Below are 16761 nucleotides of genomic sequence, written 5' to 3' on the forward strand. Positions count from 1 at the left end.
CGTCGCCGCACCCTGGCAGGATGAGCGCATGTCCGACCGCTTGATGCTCCTCGATTCCGCCTCGCTGTACTTCCGCGCGTTCTACGGCGTGCCCGACACCGTCAAGGCACCTGACGGTGCGCCCGTCAACGCGGTGAGAGGGTTCCTCGACATCATCACGCGACTGGTCACCACGTACCGACCCACGCACCTCGTCGCCTGCTGGGACGACGACTGGCGCCCCCAGTGGCGCGTCGATCTGATCCCGACGTACAAGACGCATCGCGTCGCCGAGGTCGTCGAGGTCGGGCCAGATATCGAGGTCGTCCCCGACCCGCTCGAAGTGCAGGTGCCCGTGATCCGCGAAGCGCTCGGCGCCCTCGGCATCAGGATCGTCGGCGCGGCAGCACACGAGGCCGACGACGTCATCGGCACGCTCGCGACCAAGGCGGCGCTCCCCGTCGATATCGTCACGGGCGACCGCGACCTCTTCCAGCTCGTGGATGACGCCCGAGCCGTGCGCGTGATCTACACGGCGCGCGGCATGAGCAACCTCGAGATCGTCACCGACGAGGTCGTCGTGAAGAAATACGGGGTGCTGCCGGGCCAGTACGCCGACTTCGCCACCCTTCGCGGCGACTCGTCCGACGGGCTGCCCGGTGTCGCCGGCATCGGTGAGAAGTCGGCGGCGACCCTCCTCGCCGCGCACGGCGACCTGCAAGGCATCATCGCCGCCGCCGAGGCCGGCGAGGGCATGTCCGCCGGGGTCCGCGCCAAGATCCTCGCCGGACTCCCCTACCTCGAGGTCGCCCCGACCGTCGTCGAGGTCGTCAAAGACCTCCCCGTCGACGACGCCGGCGCGCGGCTGCATCCTCTGACAGAACAAGAGCGAGCGGATGCTGTCGCCCTCGCCGAGCGCCGCGGCCTCGGTACCGCGATGGACCGTATCGTGACCGCTCTCGCGACCCTCGACCCACCTCGCCCCTGACCTCGTACTCCGCGGGGAGTACGCGCGAGCGGTCCCGTGGTCAGACGCCTCCCCGTACAGGCGGGCGTACGATCGAGCCCATGCCAGGCGCCGAGTGGAACCGATCGGCGCTGGAAGCGGCGCCGCGCTTCCCGCCTCCGCCCGCAGTCACGCTCCTCGTCCCCGTCGCGATCGCGTTCATCGTCCAGGTGCCCGCGACGATCGCGATCTCGGTCTGGCAGCACGTCGGCCCGCTCCCGGCCTTCGCCAACACCCTGTTGGCCGCAACATCCGCTCTGGCACTGCTCGCGGCACGCCGCTGGCCCGGCCCGACGGTCGCCGTCGTCGCGGCGCTTGCGACGATCGATCTGTTCGTCCCGCCCGACGCCGGGCCGCCCTCCATCGCGCTCGCGTTCGCCATCATCGGAGGGGTCGTCCGCGGTGCACGCACGTGGGCTCTGGTCGCGGTCGGCACGGCGTGGGTCACCGCCGTGGTCACGGCCGGAGTGGTCGGCCAGAGCTGGCATCCGTTCCGCATCGCTCTGGTGACCGTCGGATTGGCGGCGTGCTTCGCGATCGGCGAAGGCATTCGCTCCCGCTTCGAGCACGCAGCGGCCCGAAGAGCGCAGCTCAGCGAGCGCCGACTCGTCGCAGAGCAGGAGGAGCGCACCCGCATCGCGCGCGAGCTGCACGATGTGCTCGCCCACTCCCTCAGCCAGATCGCCGTACAGTCCGGCGTCGGCCTGCACCTCTTCGACCGCGAGCCTGAGCGCGCGCGCGAGGCCCTCGCCAGCATCCGCTCGCTCAGCGCCACCGGACTCGATGAGGTCCGTGGCGTGCTGACCTTCCTCCGCGGCGATGAAGGGGGCGCGCCTCGTACGGCGCCGCTCACTCCGCAGCCGCAGCTGGCCGACCTTGCTCCCCTTGTCGCGCAGCGCTCCAGCATGGGACTGACCGTCACTCTCGAGGACCGACTCGGTGGGGCGATGCCGTCCAGCGCCGTGCAGACCACCGCGTACCGGATCGCACAGGAGGCTCTCACGAACGTGGTCCGCCACTCGGCCGCCGTCACGGCGACGGTCACCCTCGCCCGAGTCGGTTCCGACCTCGTCGTCACGATCGAGGACGACGGCACCGGCGTCGAGGAAGCGCGCAGCGAGGGCGCCGGCATCCGCGGCATGCGCGAGCGAGCCGCCCTGGCCGATGGCAGCCTCGCGATCACCCCCACGGCGCGCGGCGGCACGACCGTGACGGCGCGCCTGCCCTGGGACGGCCCCCAGTGAGGTCCGTCGCGTGATCCGCATCGCACTGGCCGACGACCACCAGCTGGTGCGCGCCGGGTTCCGCGCGCTCCTGGACTCGGAGCCTGACATGCAGGTCGTGGCCGAGGCATCCGGAGGTGAGCAGCTGCTGCGCGAACTGCGTCGCACACCGGTGGACATGGCACTCCTGGACATCCGGATGCCGGACGGCGACGGACTGTGGACCACGGAGCAGATCGCAGCCGACCCGCACCTCGACGGTGTCAGAGTGATCATCGTCACCACCTTCGAACTCGACGAGTACGTCGCCAGGGCGATCCGCGCGGGTGCGAGCGGGTTCCTCCTGAAAGACACCGAGCCGGTCGAACTGATCCGTGCGGTGCGGGTCGTCGCCGACGGAGATGCCCTGCTGTCGCCGCGCGTCACGCGCCGACTGCTCGAGCGCGCGGCGATCGGGCTGCGGGATGCCGAGGCTCCACGCGAACTCGCGGCGCTCACCGAGCGTGAGACCGAGGTCCTGAGGCTCGTCGGGAAGGGCCTGACGAACGATGAGATCGCCGCCGAGCTGTTCCTCTCACCACTCACCGCGAAGACCCATGTGTCTCGCGTCATGCAGAAACTCCATGCGCGTGACCGCGTGCGTCTCGTCGTGATCGCCTACGAATCCGGTCTCGTCGTGCCCGGATGGCAGTAGGCCGGCAGAGACCTACTCCGGGGGAAGCATCCCGGTTCGCTCCCCCGGGCGGATTCGCCGCCGATCGCCGCAGCGTTGACTCGAGGTATCGATCGGGAGGCACGAGCCGCCCGATCCCGACCGAGAGGATCAGCAATGTCATCGACTCTTGCAATCGCGGCACCCGCGGTCGCCGCGCACTTCGGACCGTGGGGATGGGGGCCCGGGCCGTGGCTCCTGCTGATCCCGCTCTTCTGGATCATCGTGCTCGGCATCTTTTTCGCGGTGTTCGGGCGCCGCTGGCGCCGATCCGCGCGTGAGAACGGCTACGGCCCCTACGGCCGCGCCAGCGCCTCGGGCCAGGCGGAGGTCACGCTCGCGGAGCGATTCGCGAAGGGTGACATCGACGAGGTCGAATACCGCGCTCGCCTCGAAGTTCTCAGAGCCAACGCCGCGCGATCCTCCTGAGCCCGTCCTCTGATCTTCCTGAGCCCGCCGTGCACCGGGTGCCGCGCCGCCCGGTGCACGAAGCCGTCTGAGCGCCGTCAGCGGGTGCGGGAAGTCCATTCGCGGAGACGCTCCAGCGTCCAGGTCGTGACGATTCGCTCGGGCGGAACACCCGCCCGCTCCGCGCGTTCGGCGCCGTAGTCGATCAGCGAGAGCTGGCCGGGCGCATGCGCGTCCGAGTCGATGGAGAACAGACACCCCTCATCCAGCGCGATCGCGATCAGGTCGTCCGGCGGATCCTGGCGCTCGGGACGCGAATTGATCTCGACCGCGACCCCGTGCTCCGCGCATGCGCCGAACACCGCACGGGCATCGAGCGTCGAGGGCGGGCGCGTGCCGCGTGACCCCTCCACAAGCCGCCCTGTGACGTGCCCGAGCACATCGACACGGCCGCTCGAGAGCGCCCTGACGAGGCGGCGGGTCATGGGTCCGCGCTCCATCCGCAGCTTCGAGTGGGCAGAGGCCACGACGATGTCGAGCTCTTCGAGCAGCTCCCGCTCCTGGTCGAGACCGCCTTCCTCCAGGATGTCGACCTCGATGCCCGACAGCAGCGTGAAGTCCTCCCCGCTCAGGCCCGCGACGATCGTGAGCTGGGCCCGCAGCCGCTCCGGCGACAGCCCGTTGGCCACACGCAGCCGCGGCGAATGGTCGGTGAGTGCGAGGTACTCGTGGCCGAGCGTGCGTGCCGCATCGACCATCAGATCGATCGAGGTGAGCCCGTCCGACCATTCGCTGTGGCTGTGCAGATCGCCACGCAGCAGTGGCCGAAGGGCCGACGTGCGTTCGACCCCCGCCCGTTGCCGCAGGTCGGCGAGGTATGCGGGCACCTGGCCCGCCAGGGCTTCCTGGATCACGGCGAAGGTCGAGTCGCCGATTCCCTTGCGACGGCGGAGGGATGCTGCGTCCCGCAGCTGCTCGTCCGTCAGACCCGCGATCGCCTCGGAGGCAGCGCGAAACGCCTTCGACTTGTATCGCGACGATCGCTCGCGTTCGAGGAGCGTCGCGATCTCGTTGAGGGCGTCCAGAGCGTGCACGGCCCCAGCATACGAACGACCTCCGACGACACGTCGGCACGAGGCGCGGTTACGCGCTCGCGAGCTCCTGGGTGACCGCGACCCACTCCTCGAGCTTCGCCTCGGCCGCACCGCCGTCGATCGCCGCTGCCGCCGCATCCTGCGCCTCCGCGAGCCGCTCGAGGATGGGGCGCTGCACTTGCGTCGCATCTTGAGCCAGCTGGAACGCCACGAGTCCCGCGGCCGCGTTGAGCACGACGATGTCGCGCACCGCTCCGCGCTCACCGGCGAACACCCGTCGCACGATGGTCGCATTGTGCGCCGGCTCGCCACCCAGCAGATCATCGATGTCGGCGAGCGGGATGCCCAGGTCGCGCGGGTCGAGATCGTGCTCGTGCACATCACCGCGGCTGATCTCCCACAGCCTGCTGTGGCCGGTCGTGGTCAGCTCGTCCAGCCCGTCGTCACCGCGGAAGACCAGCGCCGTCGCCCCTCGTGTGCGGAACACGCCGGTGATGAGCGGGACACGGTCGAGGATCGCGACGCCGACCGCGTTCGCCTCGGCTCTGGCCGGGTTGCACAACGGCCCGAGGATGTTGAACACCGTCGGCACGCCGAGTTCGGCTCGGGTCGGGCCCGCGTGCCGGAAGCCCGGATGAAACGCGCTCGCGAACGCGAACGCGATCCCGGTGCGATCGAGGCTCGCGGCGACCGCCTCGGGCGAGATCGTCAGATCGACCCCGAGTGCGGCCAGCACATCGGAAGAGCCGGACGACGAACTCGCCGCCTTGTTGCCGTGCTTGAGGACCGGAACGCCGGACGCTGCGGCCACCACGGCCGCCATCGTCGACACGTTCACCGTCCCGAACCTGTCGCCCCCCGTGCCGACGATGTCCAGCACGTTGGGGTCGACGGGCAGGGGGACCGCGGCCTCGAGGATCGCGTCGCGGAACCCGACGATCTCATCCACAGTCTCGCCTTTCGCGCGGAGCGCGATGAGGAAGCCTGAGAGCTGAGAAGGCGTCGCAGCCCCCTGCATGACCTGACGCATCGCCCACGCGGACTCGGACACGCTCAGGTCGCGTCGCTCCAGGAGGGTGGTGAGGAGATCCGGCCACCGGTACAGCTCTGCCATGAGCAACGATCCTAGTCAGGGCCGGTGTCGCGGACTCGCCAGGTGACCGCGGGGGATGCATCGGCGTCGTCACGGGGCTCCGTGCGTTCTCCGAGCACCTTCCTAGGGTGCTCCTAAGTTCGATGAGGCCAAATCGATGCCTCAGATGGGAAACTCATGCTCTGAAGTCGGCCATAATGACTACGTGACGACCACGCCAGCGACCTACTCTCAGGCGATGCGTTCCGTCAAGCGACCGGATCCGGTCGCTGTCGGCACCATCGTGTGGCTCGGCAGCGAGGTGATGTTCTTCGCGGGTCTGTTCGCGATCTACTTCACCCTTCGCAGCACCTCCCCGGAACTGTGGGCTGATCGGTCCCAGCTTCTGAACGTCCCGTACGCGTTCGTCAACACGGTCATCCTCGTGCTGTCGTCCGTGACGTGCCAGATGGGTGTGTTCGCGGCCGAGCGCTTCCAGCCTTACACCGTCAAGTCGAACTCGTTCTGGCAGCGCTGGGGCATGGTCGAGTGGTTCTACCTCACCTTCGCCCTCGGAGCGATCTTCGTCTCGGGCCAGGTCTGGGAATACGCGCAGCTGGTCGCCGAGGGAATGCCGATCGACGCCAACTCGTATGCGTCGGCCTTCTACCTCACGACCGGCTTCCACGCTCTGCACGTGACGGGCGGACTCATCGCGTTCCTGCTCGTCATCGGCCGCGCGTTCGCCGTCAAGAACTTCGGGCGCAAAGAGATGACGACCGCGATCGTCGTGTCGTACTACTGGCACTTCGTCGACGTCGTCTGGATCGCCCTGTTCGCCGTCATCTACTTCCTGAAATAGAGCGGAGCACTTCCCGAAATGTCACGAGAGAAGAAGCGGCGTTCAGGCGGACGTCGCAGCCCCCTCGCAGCCGCAGCATTGATCGGCATCGGTCTGCTCCTGACCGGCGGCGTCTACGCCGGCGCGTCCGCGGCGATGGCCGCGACCACAGACACCACGGTCACCTCCACGCTCACCGCGGACGACGGCAAGAAGCTGTTCCAGGCCAACTGCGCCACGTGCCACGGGCTGGCGCTCGAGGGCACCGAGAACGGGCCGTCGTTGTACGGCGTGGGCGAGCTCGCCGTGCACTTCCAGGTCAGCACGGGTCGCATGCCGCTGCAGATGCAGGGGCCGCAGGCCCCTCAGAAGCCCGTGCAGTTCACCGATGACGAGATCGCCGCCATGGCCGCCTACGTGCAGTCCCTGGCACCCGGCCCGACCTTCCCCTCGAAAGAGGTCACGGACGCGCAGGGCGATGTCGCCAACGGCGGCGAGCTCTTCCGGGTCAACTGCGCGATGTGCCACAACGTCGCCGGTGCCGGCGGCGCGCTCACGGAAGGCAAGTACGCCCCCAACCTGCACACGGTCACGCCGTTGAACATGTACGCCGCAATGGTCACCGGACCGCAGAACATGCCGGTGTTCAACGACATGAACCTCACGAAGGAGGAGAAGCGCGACATCATCTCCTACCTCGTCTACCTGCAGAACAACGAGTCGCCCGGTGGCTTCTCGCTCGGATCGCTCGGACCTGTGTCCGAGGGCCTCTTCATCTGGATCTTCGGGATCGGCACACTGATCGCCATCACGGTGTGGATCACCGCGAAGTCCAACTGATCGACGACAACAGACCGGAACGCACGAGGAGCACCATGGCACACGAGGACGACGCGCTCGAGCACGAGAGGGCTTCATGGAAGCCCTCCCCGGGGCTCGCTGTCGCGGTCACCGATCCGGTGCAGCCCCCTGCCCTTCCGCCGCATCGCGAGCGGATCACCGACAAAGACCCGGCGGCGATGAAGCGCGCCGTCCGCACGGTCTACACGCTGTTCTACCTGTCGGTCGCCGCGAGCATCTGGGCTGTGGCCGCCTACATGATCTTCCCGATCGAAGACGGCCAGATCGTCAGCATCCGCGACAACAATCTCTTCATCGGTCTCGGCATCGCCCTCGCGCTGCTCGCGATCGGAGTCGGTGCGATCCACTGGTCCAAGGCGATCATGTCCGATCGCGAGTTCATCGAGCCGCGTCACGCCACGCGCGGCCGTGACACCACGCGTACCGCCGTCGTCGAGGCCTTCGCGGTCGCGAACGAGGAGTCCGGCTTCGGGCGTCGTGCGATGATCCGCAACTCGCTGTTCGCTGCGCTCGTCGCATCGGTGATCCCGGGAATCACCCTGTTCCGCGGGCTCGCCCCCCAGAACGAAGACCCGGTGGAGCTGCTCAGCCACACCATGTGGAAGCAGGGGATGCGACTGGCGCACGACCCGTCGGGAGAGCCGATCCGCGCGGCGGACATCACCCTCGGCTCGGCGGTTCACGTGATCCCGGAAGAGCTGGCCTCGCTCGGCCATGCCGAGGGCTACCTCGACCAGAAGGCCAAAGCGATCGTGCTGCTCATGCGGATGCTTCCCGAGCAGATCACCGAGGCCCCCGACAAGAAGGACTGGTCGTACGACGGCATCGTCGCGTACTCCAAGGTCTGCACGCACGTCGGCTGCCCCGTCGCGCTCTACGAGCAGCAGACGCACCACCTCCTGTGCCCGTGCCACCAGTCGCAGTTCGACGTGTCCAACGGGGCTGCCGTGATCTTCGGACCGGCTGCGCGCCCCCTGCCGCAGCTGCCCATCACGATCGACGCGGAGGGCTACCTGATCGCTCGTAGCGACTTCCTCGAACCCGTCGGCCCGAGCTTCTGGGAGCGCCACTGATGACCACCGCATCTGCCGCCGGTCCGGCCATCACGACGGAGACCGGCACGACCCGATTCCAGTCCACCGTGAAAGAAGCGCCGCTCGGCGGTCGCTTCCTCGGTGCGACGGCGAACTACATCGATGAGCGCACCAGCCTCTCCGGACTCGTCAAAGAACTCGGTCGCAAGATCTTCCCCGACCACTGGTCGTTCATGCTCGGCGAGATCGCGCTCTGGAGCTTCGTGGCTGTGCTGCTGTCCGGCACATTCCTGACGTTCTTCTTCCAGGCATCGATGGTGCCGACGCACTACACGGGTGCCTACATCCCGATGCGCGGCGTCGAGATGTCGGCTGCGCTCCAGTCGACGCTGCACATCTCATTCGACGTGCGTGGCGGGCTCCTGGTACGCCAGATCCACCACTGGGCAGCGCTCGTGTTCGTCGCGGGCATCGGCGTCCACATGCTCCGCATCTTCTTCACGGGTGCGTTCCGCAAGCCCCGCGAGCTGAACTGGGTCATCGGCTTCATCCTGTTCATCCTCGCGATGGCCGAAGGCTTCACCGGCTACTCGCTCCCCGATGATCTACTCTCGGGCAACGGTCTTCGCATCATCGACGGGATGATCAAGGGAATCCCCGTGATCGGCACATGGACATCCTTCCTGCTGTTCGGCGGGGAGTTCCCCGGCGACGCGATCGTGGGGCGCCTGTACACGCTGCACATCCTGCTGCTCCCGGCGATCCTCGTCGGACTCCTCGTGCTTCACCTCATGCTCATGGTGATCAACAAGCACACGCAGTTCGCCGGCCCGGCGCGCACCAACAGCAACGTCGTCGGCTACCCGATGATGCCGGTGTACATGTCGAAGATGGGCGGCTTCTTCTTCATCACCTTCGGTGTCATCGTGCTGATCGCGTCGCTCTTCACGATCAACCCGATCTGGGCGTACGGTCCCTACGACCCCTCCCCTGTGTCGGCCGGTACCCAGCCCGACTGGTACATCGGCTTCGCCGACGGGATGCTGCGACTGATACCGCCGCATCTGGAGAGCGTGTTCTGGGGCCACACGTGGTCGTGGAACATCCTCATCCCCCTCGGCATCATCGGTGTGTTCATCGTCCTCGTACTGATCTACCCCTTCATCGAGGCGTGGGTCACGGGCGACAAGCGCGAGCACCACATCGCCCAGCGGCCGCGCAACGCTGCGACACGAACGGCCATCGGTGCGGCCGGCGTCACGATGTACGCCGTCATGTGGGCCGCTGCCTCGTCCGACATCATCGCCACGCATTTCCAGCTGACGATGGAGGGCGTGATCCACACCCTCCAGGTACTCCTGATCCTCGGGCCGATCATCGCCTACTTCGTCGCCAAGCGGATGGCGCTCGCGCTCCAGAAGAAGGACCGCGAGATCGCACTCCACGGCTACGAGTCCGGTCGGATCGTGCGACTGCCCGGCGGCGAATACATCGAGGTGCACCAGCCCGTCGACGAATACGATCGCTGGAAGCTCATCGGTCACGATGCCAACGAGCCGCTCGTCGTTCGCCCCAACGCACAGGGGCGCATCCCCTGGCACGAGAATCTGCGTGCATCGATGTCGCGCTGGTTCTTCGAGGACCGCATCCTGCCGCTGACCCAGGCCGAGCTCGATGCGGCTGTGGCGCACCAGCACCACGAGCTGGAGCACATCGCCCACGACGAGGACGAAGAGCTCCAGGGCGCTCACGAGCGCGCCGGTGTTCCGGACGCCCCGCACCACCCGATCGACGACGGTCACTCGTCTGAGACAGCGGTGCGCCCCTCGAACGTGATCATCCCGGACGACCGAGGCACCAAGAGCTGAGACTGACCGGCCCGGAAGCCCCGGCACGACCCTCCCGAGTGAGTGGGCGTGCCGGGGCTTTCGGTTTGCGCCGGGGTTTCCGAACATCTCAAAGGATGCCGGAGGCTGAAGTCGTCTCGGACGGCCTGTAGGGGAAGGTTCTCGGCCATTCATCCTCTCGCTTGCACGCCCCGAGCACCGTGGAAGGCAGGAATCGAGCGAGGCATGACCGCGGACAGCGCGGTGGAGACCTCACGCGCGTCCTAGCCTGAACGCATGATCAGCGCCCTCGAGTACTTCACCGCCAAGCTCAGTCACGAGACAGACCCGTCCGACGTCTACGCCGCCCAGAAGGCCGGCGACCGATTCGTGCTCGTGGACGTCCGCGGCGACGAGGCGTGGGCACAGGGCCGGGTGGCGGGCGCCGTGCACATCCCGCATGCGGAGATCGCACGCCGCGCACCCCTCGAAATCCCTCGCGACATGCCCGTCGTCGTCTATTGCTGGAGCCCGGGCTGCAACGGTGGGGCGAGAGGTGCGCGTGCGTTCGCCGAACTCGGGTACGCCGTCAGAGAGATGATCGGCGGTTACGAGTACTGGGTGCGCGAGGGCCAGCCCGTCGAGAACAACGAGGGCGCCCTCCCCCGTACGTTCGACCCGCAGGTCATGGTCGTCCGCGTACCTGCCGGGTAGACCGGCCGACTCGGGCCGCGCGGCACGCGCAGCCCGGACCGATCACGCCGACTCGAACTCTTCGCGGAACCGGACCGCGGCCGACCCCGCGAACTCGGGCCGTTCGCGATCGGGAGCGCCGCGCTCGACATCGCAGACCACGGCGGTGACGTTATCGCGCGAACCGGCCTCGAGCGCGAGTCGCACGAGTGCATGAGCCACATGCGCAGAGGTTGCAGAGCTGCTCAGCGTCGTCCGGAGATCCGCCTCAGGCAGGTAGTCAGAGACCCCGTCGCTGCACAGCATCCAGCGATCGCCGGCATAGGCACTGTGCTCCGTGACCGTGACCGTGTCGGTTTCGCCCCCGTGGAGCGACGCCGTGATGATGTTGCGACGAGGGTGGGATGCTGCATCCGCCGGCGAGAGCAGTCCGCGGTCGACCAGCTCCTGCACGTAGGAGTCATCTCGCGTCTCCCGGGTGAGCACGCCGTCGCGGAGTCGATACCCGCGAGAGTCACCGGTGTGGGCGACGATCAGCTCGGAGCCCTCGCCGACGAACAGCCCGGTGAACGTCGTGGCCATGCCCGTCAACGACGGATCGCGCCGGGCGTGCGCTCCGACATCCCAATTCGCCTCGCGGATGCGCACGGCCAGATGCACCGCGTCGCGGATGTCGCCCGAACCAGCCACCAGGCGATGTACGAGCGCCGCTGACGCCAGATCTCCTGCCGGGCCACCACCGACACCGTCAGCGACGCCCGCGCCCCAGGACGCCGCGAAGGCAGCGTCCTGGTTGACGTCGCGATAGGCACCGGCGTCTGACGCGGCTGCCGCTCTCAGTCGCAGCACAGAATCAGCGTGCGAAGTATCCGCGGTAGTACTCGTACACCCAGCCGACGATCGCGACGAGGAAGATGCCGATGCCGATCGGGAACATCCAGGTGCCCACGGCGAGGCCGATCATCCCGACCGCTGCCGAGAAGGCGAGCACGATGGGCCACCACGACCACGGGCTGAACTCACCTAGCTCGGGGTCGCCGTCATCGATGTCGGCGGTGAGGACGTCTTCCGGAAGCTCGCCGCCCTGCGCCATATGGACCCGCTGCACGTAGAACGCGATCAGCGAGCCCATGAGCGCGGTGAACAGCAGCGCCACACTGCCGACCCACTCGATCGCGTGATACCACGGCAGATCAGGGTGCGCCAGGATGTTCCACACCGTGTAGGTGACGAAGACGAGGAGGAAGAAGCCGCTCAGCAGCCACCAGAGACCGACGTTCGTGCGCACTTACTTCACCTCTCCAGCCGCGACGTCGCCCACGGGCGCTTCGGGTGCGTCCTTGGCCGGACCCACACCCACCGGCACACCTGCCTCGGGGTGGTTGAGGTCGAACGCCGGACGCTCGCTGCGGATCCGCGGGATCGACGTGAAATTGTGGCGCGGCGGCGGGCACGAGGTCGCCCACTCCAGTGACGCACCGTAACCCCATGGATCGTTGACCGTCACCTTGGGTGCCTTGCGTGCGGTGATCCACACGTTGAAGAGGAAGGGGATCATCGATGCGCCGAGGATCATCGCGCCGATCGTCGAGAACTGGTTCTGCCATGTCCAACCATCGGCCGCCGAGTAGTCGGCGTAGCGACGCGCCATACCGTCCACACCCAGCCAGTGCTGGATCAGGAAGGTCATGTGGAAGCCGATGAACAGCATCCAGAAGTGGACCATGCCCAGACGCTCGTTCAGCATCTTGCCCGTGAACTTGGGCCACCAGAAGTAGAACCCGGCGAACATCGCGAACACCACCGTGCCGAAGACGACGTAATGGAAGTGTGCGACCACGAAGTAGGAGTCGGACAGCGCGAAGTCCAGCGGCGGCGATGCGAGGATGACGCCCGTGAGGCCACCGAAGACGAACGACACGAGGAATCCGAGTGCGAACATCATCGGCGTCTCGAAAGTCACGGAGCCTCGCCAGAGCGTGCCTATCCAGTTGAAGATCTTGACGCCCGTCGGTACCGCGATGAGCATCGTCATGAGGGCGAAGAACGGCAGAAGCACGGCGCCGGTGACGTACATGTGGTGAGCCCACACCGCTACCGACAGGGCGGCGATCGCGATCGTCGCGTAGACGAGCGTCTTGTACCCGAAGATCGGCTTTCGGCTGAAGACCGGGAAGATCTCCGAGACGATGCCGAAGAACGGCAGCGCGATGATGTACACCTCGGGGTGGCCGAAGAACCAGAACAGGTGCTGCCAGAGCAGCACGCCGCCGTTGGCCGGGTCGTAGATGTGCGCACCCAGAACGCGGTCGGCAGCAGCAGCCAGGATCGCCGCGGCGAGAACCGGGAAGGCCATCAGGACCAGGATGCTGGTGATCAGCGTGTTCCACGTGAAGATCGGCATGCGCCACATGGTCATGCCGGGGGCGCGCATCGTGATGATCGTCGTGATGAAGTTCACCGCGCCGAGAATCGTCCCGAATCCGCTCATGCCGAGGCCGAGCATCCAGAGATTGCCGCCTGCTCCCGGTGAGAATGTCGCACTCGCGAGAGGCTGATACGCGAACCAGCCGAACCCTGCCGCGCCCTGCGGGGTGAGGAAGCCCGACACGGCGATCGTGGAGCCGAACAGGAAAAGCCAGAAGGCGAACGCGTTCAGTCGCGGGAAGGCGACGTCGGGGGCGCCGATCTGCAGCGGCATGATGACGTTGGCGAAGCCGGCGAACAACGGCGTGGCGAACATCAGCAGCATGATCGTGCCGTGCATCGTGAACAGCTGGTTGTACTGCTCTTTCGTCGGGATGATCTGCATCCCCGGCTCGAACAGCTCGGCGCGGATGATGAGGGCCATCACACCGCCGAGCATGAAGAACAGCACCGATGCGATCAGGTACATGTACCCGATCGTCTTGTGGTCAGTGGAGGTGATCCACTTGACGATGATGTTGCCCTTCTGCTCGACGCGGGTCGCGCTGAGCAGCGCGGCCTGTCGCGGCGGGAGGGTAGTCGGGCGACCCGGATTCTTTTCCTGCAGAGGAAGCGTGGTAGCCATCACTCGCCACTTTCGTTCGTCGTCGCCCCGGTGCCGGGCAGATTCGCCAGGCGGTCATATGCCTTGTTGATGTCGCCGGTCTGACCGGCGGCGCGCAGCGATGCGAGGTACTTCTCGTACTCCGCGTCGCTGACGACCTTGACGTTGAAGAGCATGGCCGAGTGGTACTCGCCGCACAGCTCGGCGCACTTGCCGGCGTACGTGCCCTCGCGCGTCGGGGTGAACGACCAGTAGTTGTCACGCCCGATGTACATGTCCTTCTTGTACAGGAAGTCGATGATCCAGAACGAGTGGATGACATCGCGGGACTGCAGCTTGATCTTCACCGTCTTGTCCACCGGCAGGTACAGCGTCGGGAGCTTGGCCTGGTCGACGTCGCCGTTGGCAGCGGGGACAGCCTGCACGCCCATCGTCCAGACGGCGTCTGAGGCGTCCGCGTTCTGGCCGTCGTACTGGAAGTCCCACGCCCACTGCTTGCCGATCGCCACGATCGAGACGTCCGGGTTCTCGGTCTGGGTCTCCAGGACCGCCTGGTCGCGAGCGGTGAAGGCGAAGAAGCCGATCACGAGGATCAGCGGCACGATCGTGTAGAAGATCTCGATCGGCATGTTGTAGCGCAGCTGCACCGGGAGGCCGGACTGGCCGCGGCGACGGCGGTAAGCGATCGCCGCCCACCCCATCAGGCCCCACGTGACGATTCCGACGACCAGCAGCACGATCCAGGAGTTGACCCAGAGTCCGGCGACCATGTCGGTGTGATTCGTGGCGGCGACGCCGTCGTCGGTGAAGCCGGGGAGGAAGCCGTGCAACTCGGTCGTCGAGCAACCCGCGAGAGCAACAGCCGCCGCGATGCCGATGGGGAGTGCGGCCCAGCGGAGGCGGCGTGTGGAGGGCGCTCGATTCGAGGGCACAATGCACCTTTCCGGACGTGGAACTGACTCCGCCAGTCTAGAGCAAGCTCCCACCGTATTCAGGCCATCCGCACAGGTCGACTCGCGTCGGGAGACCTGTTCCGGCACCGGGTCAGAGGCTCGGCGGATACGCCGAACGGCGCCTCGCGCGGTGCGCGGGCGCCGTTCGACCGACCTCTGTGACTCAGGCCGGATGGTCCGGGGGAATCAGTGGAAACTGTCTCCGCACGCGCAGCTGCCCGCGGCGTTGGGGTTGTCGATCGTGAACCCCTGCTCGGAGATCGTGTCCTTGAAATCGATCGACGCTCCGTCGAGGTACGGGACGCTCATGTCATCGATGATGACCTCGACACCGTCGAAGTCGACCGTCTTGTCGCCGTCGAGATAGCGCTCGTCGAAGTAGAGCTGGTAGATGAGGCCGGAGCACCCGCCGGGCTGAACGGCGACACGTAGACGCAGGTCGTCACGGCCCTCCTGCGCGAGCAGGCTCTTCACCTTGCTGGCGGCCGTGTCGGTCAGCAGCACGCCGTGTTCGCGGACGGTCTGCGGGGTCGACAGTGCAGTGTCGGTCATGGCTCTCCTCGAGGGCTTCGGTGTACGCGGACACCTTGATTCTACGCCCGACGGCGGCGGATGGGCTCGACGCGCGCTCAGACCGACCGTGCGTCGAGCTTCTCCAGGAGCAGCGCCTCCGAGATCACAGCGTGCCGGAACGTGTCGATGTGCAGGGACTCGTTCGGGCTGTGGGCACGCGTGTGAGGGTCTTCCACACCCGTGACGAGGATCTGCGCGGCCGGGAACTCGCGCACGAGGTCCGCGATGAACGGGATCGAGCCGCCCACTCCGACATCGACCGCGCTCACTCCATACCCCTCGCCCAGCGCGTCCCGCGCGGTCTGCACCGCCCAGCCGGTCGTATCCACGAGGAAGCCGTCGCCCAGGTCGACGTCGGCGAACTCGAGCTGCGCGCCGAACGGCGCGTGCGCCTCGAGATGCGTCTTGATCGCCGCGTACACCTCACCGGCGGCCTGACCCGGGGCGACCCGCGCGCTGATCACGACGGTGATCGATGGGGCGAGGGTGTTGGATGCGGCAGCCACGCTGGTCGCGTCGATGCCGGTGATCGTGATCGAGGGCTTGTTCCAGATGCGACCGAGGATCGAGCCTGTGCCGATCGGCCGCACGCCGTCGGGCAGCCCCGCCTCGTCGCGCAACGTGGCCTCGTCGTAGTCGGGGGTCGCGGCATCCCGCGCGGTCATGCCGTCGACGGCGACCGCACCGTCGTCGTCCCAGAGCGTGGCGAGGAGCTTCACCGTCGCCAGCATCGCGTCGGGCACGGCACCCCCGAACATTCCCGAGTGCGAGGCGTGGTCGAGCGTGCGCACCGTCAGGGTGAACCGCGCGTTGCCGCGCAGCGAGACGGTGAGCGCGGGCGTGTCGGCATCCCAATTGCCGGAGTCGGCCACGACGATCACGTCGGAGCGCAGCGCGTCGGCGTTGTCGGCGAGGAACTGCGCGAAGGACCGGGATCCGTACTCCTCCTCGCCCTCGATGAAGAGCGCGAGTCCGAGGTCGAAGTCGTCGCCGAGCGCCTCCTTCAGAGCGCGGATCGCGGCGATGTGGGCCATCACCCCCGCCTTGTCGTCAGCAGCCCCACGGCCGTACAGTCGTCCGTCGCGAACGGTCGGTTCGAACGGAGGCGTCTCCCACAGCGCGTCGTCGCCGGTCGGCTGAACATCGTGATGTGCGTAGAGCAGCACCGTCGGGCGGCCGTTCTTCGCCGCCCGGGTGGCCAGTACCGCAGGCTGGCCGCGCTCGGCCGTCCCGGGGATCGCCGCAGTCGTCACGCTGACCCGGTCGAAGACCCCCGTTTCCTCAGCGAGGGCGGCGACGGCCTCCGCGCTGCGCAGCACCTGCGATTGGTCGAAAGCGGGCCACGCGATGGAGGGGATGCGCACGAGTCCGCCGAGATCTGCGAGGGCGGAGGGGATGCCGGAGGCCGCGGCCTCGCGAACGGAGGCGGGACGGGACAGGTCGGAGCTCATGCGG

The 16761-nt window shown here is 67.3% G+C and carries 17 protein-coding genes; 9 read left to right on the top strand and 8 right to left on the bottom strand.

From position 1 onward, the window contains the following. Window positions 1-28: 28 nt before the first annotated feature. The 4 genes from F6B43_RS04475 to F6B43_RS04490 all read left to right on the top strand — a co-directional run bounded on the left by F6B43_RS04475 (window position 29) and on the right by F6B43_RS04490 (window position 3349). On the top strand, window positions 29-967 hold the full coding sequence (locus F6B43_RS04475; RefSeq protein WP_150447665.1) for a 5'-3' exonuclease: 939 nt from the start codon (window positions 29-31) through the stop codon (window positions 965-967). Window positions 968-1047: 80 nt separating this feature from the next. Then, window positions 1048-2229: a sensor histidine kinase gene (locus F6B43_RS04480; RefSeq protein WP_150447666.1), complete on the top strand. Its 1182-nt coding sequence runs from the start codon at window positions 1048-1050 to the stop codon at window positions 2227-2229. 10 nt (window positions 2230-2239) lie between these two features. Continuing rightward, window positions 2240-2902, top strand: coding sequence for a response regulator (locus F6B43_RS04485; protein ID WP_150447667.1), 663 nt, complete (start codon window positions 2240-2242; stop codon window positions 2900-2902). Between the two features lie 135 nt (window positions 2903-3037). Continuing rightward, window positions 3038-3349, top strand: coding sequence for an SHOCT domain-containing protein (locus F6B43_RS04490; RefSeq protein ID WP_150447668.1), 312 nt, complete (start codon window positions 3038-3040; stop codon window positions 3347-3349). A gap of 77 nt (window positions 3350-3426) precedes the next feature. Here the strand turns inward: F6B43_RS04490 and F6B43_RS04495 are convergent, their stop codons facing one another. Next, window positions 3427-4422 carry a PHP domain-containing protein gene (locus F6B43_RS04495; protein ID WP_150447669.1) on the bottom strand — a complete coding sequence of 332 codons (996 nt, stop codon included), beginning with the start codon at window positions 4420-4422 and terminating at the stop codon, window positions 3427-3429. 49 nt (window positions 4423-4471) lie between these two features. Beyond that, entirely contained in the window at window positions 4472-5536 is a 1065-nt protein-coding gene (gene trpD / locus F6B43_RS04500; protein WP_150447670.1) for an anthranilate phosphoribosyltransferase, read from the bottom strand. A gap of 217 nt (window positions 5537-5753) precedes the next feature. Here trpD and ctaE point away from each other — a divergent pair, with 217 nt between their 5' ends. The 5 genes from ctaE (at window position 5754) to F6B43_RS04525 (ending at window position 10770) form a co-directional block, all read left to right on the top strand. Beyond that, entirely contained in the window at window positions 5754-6356 is a 603-nt protein-coding gene (ctaE, locus tag F6B43_RS04505) for an aa3-type cytochrome oxidase subunit III (protein ID WP_150448427.1), read from the top strand. Window positions 6357-6374: 18 nt separating this feature from the next. Then, window positions 6375-7175 carry a cytochrome bc1 complex diheme cytochrome c subunit gene (gene qcrC / locus F6B43_RS04510; RefSeq protein WP_150447671.1) on the top strand — a complete coding sequence of 267 codons (801 nt, stop codon included), beginning with the start codon at window positions 6375-6377 and terminating at the stop codon, window positions 7173-7175. A gap of 35 nt (window positions 7176-7210) precedes the next feature. Next, window positions 7211-8269, top strand: coding sequence for a cytochrome bc1 complex Rieske iron-sulfur subunit (gene qcrA / locus F6B43_RS04515; RefSeq protein WP_150447672.1), 1059 nt, complete (start codon window positions 7211-7213; stop codon window positions 8267-8269). Continuing rightward, window positions 8269-10098, top strand: a complete 1830-nt coding sequence (qcrB, locus tag F6B43_RS04520; RefSeq protein ID WP_150447673.1) for a cytochrome bc1 complex cytochrome b subunit — start codon at window positions 8269-8271, stop codon at window positions 10096-10098. Before qcrA ends, qcrB begins: the two co-directional genes overlap by 1 nt. 255 nt (window positions 10099-10353) lie before the next feature. Then, the gene (locus F6B43_RS04525; RefSeq protein WP_150447674.1) at window positions 10354-10770 is read left to right on the top strand and encodes a rhodanese-like domain-containing protein; all 417 of its coding nucleotides are present in this window, start codon (window positions 10354-10356) and stop codon (window positions 10768-10770) included. 42 nt (window positions 10771-10812) lie between these two features. Here the strand turns inward: F6B43_RS04525 and F6B43_RS04530 are convergent, their stop codons facing one another. The 6 genes from F6B43_RS04530 to F6B43_RS04555 form a co-directional block, all read right to left on the bottom strand. Further along, entirely contained in the window at window positions 10813-11598 is a 786-nt protein-coding gene (locus F6B43_RS04530) for a PP2C family protein-serine/threonine phosphatase (RefSeq protein WP_150447675.1), read from the bottom strand. Between the two features lie 4 nt (window positions 11599-11602). Continuing rightward, the gene (locus F6B43_RS04535) at window positions 11603-12037 is read right to left on the bottom strand and encodes a cytochrome c oxidase subunit 4 (protein ID WP_150447676.1); all 435 of its coding nucleotides are present in this window, start codon (window positions 12035-12037) and stop codon (window positions 11603-11605) included. Beyond that, window positions 12038-13801, bottom strand: a complete 1764-nt coding sequence (gene ctaD, locus F6B43_RS04540; protein WP_150447677.1) for an aa3-type cytochrome oxidase subunit I — start codon at window positions 13799-13801, stop codon at window positions 12038-12040. Beyond that, a complete protein-coding gene (gene ctaC / locus F6B43_RS04545) occupies window positions 13801-14712 on the bottom strand; it encodes an aa3-type cytochrome oxidase subunit II (RefSeq protein WP_150447678.1) in 912 nt (303 codons plus the stop codon). The genes ctaD and ctaC overlap by 1 nt, the downstream gene beginning before the upstream one ends. 207 nt (window positions 14713-14919) lie before the next feature. Continuing rightward, a complete protein-coding gene (gene erpA, locus F6B43_RS04550) occupies window positions 14920-15285 on the bottom strand; it encodes an iron-sulfur cluster insertion protein ErpA (protein ID WP_150447679.1) in 366 nt (121 codons plus the stop codon). Window positions 15286-15362: 77 nt separating this feature from the next. After that, on the bottom strand, window positions 15363-16757 hold the full coding sequence (locus F6B43_RS04555; RefSeq protein WP_150447680.1) for a dipeptidase: 1395 nt from the start codon (window positions 16755-16757) through the stop codon (window positions 15363-15365). Between the last annotated feature and the right edge of the window lie 4 nt (window positions 16758-16761).

Origin of the sequence: Microbacterium rhizomatis (genome assembly GCF_008710745.1) — a bacterium.
Classification (GTDB): domain Bacteria; phylum Actinomycetota; class Actinomycetes; order Actinomycetales; family Microbacteriaceae; genus Microbacterium; species Microbacterium rhizomatis.